This is a genomic window from Saccharothrix sp. ST-888 (assembly GCF_000955975.1).
In the GTDB taxonomy this organism is placed as follows: Bacteria; Actinomycetota; Actinomycetes; order Streptomycetales; family Streptomycetaceae; genus Kitasatospora.
Genome location: NZ_JYJF01000619.1, coordinates 1 through 348, shown reverse-complemented (window position 1 = coordinate 348; position 348 = coordinate 1). Strand labels below are relative to the sequence as shown.

At 71.0% G+C, this 348-nt stretch carries 1 pseudogene; it reads right to left on the bottom strand.

Going from position 1 to position 348, the window contains the following annotated elements:
• Window positions 1-153 (bottom strand): annotated as a pseudogene (locus UK12_RS33980) (nucleoside deaminase); the annotation flags it as partial.
• Between the last annotated feature and the right edge of the window lie 195 nt (window positions 154-348).

Sequence of the window (348 nt, the reverse complement as noted above, 5' to 3'; positions counted from 1 at the left end):
CAGGCCCGAGCAGTACCAGCAGGGCGACAGGGTGGTGACCATCGTGGTGCGGCCGTAGCCGCGCAGTCGGCCCGCCGCGCGGAAGGCCGCGGTCTCGGCCTGCATCGGGGGATCGCCGTCCTGGACCCCGCGGTTGTTGCCGCCGCCGAGGAGCTCGCGGTCCGGGTACGTGCCCGTGATGGCGGATCAGGGGATTGGCTGAGGGCCTGCGGCTCGTTGGGGCGTGCCGGCAGGTGTGGATTGTACGGGAGTTGGAGTACTTCGATGGCGGGCGGAGGCAGATGAAAAGCAGGCGGCGCGCCAACAGCCGCACCGGGGAAGGCAGGGAAGGGCGGTGTGGGTATGACG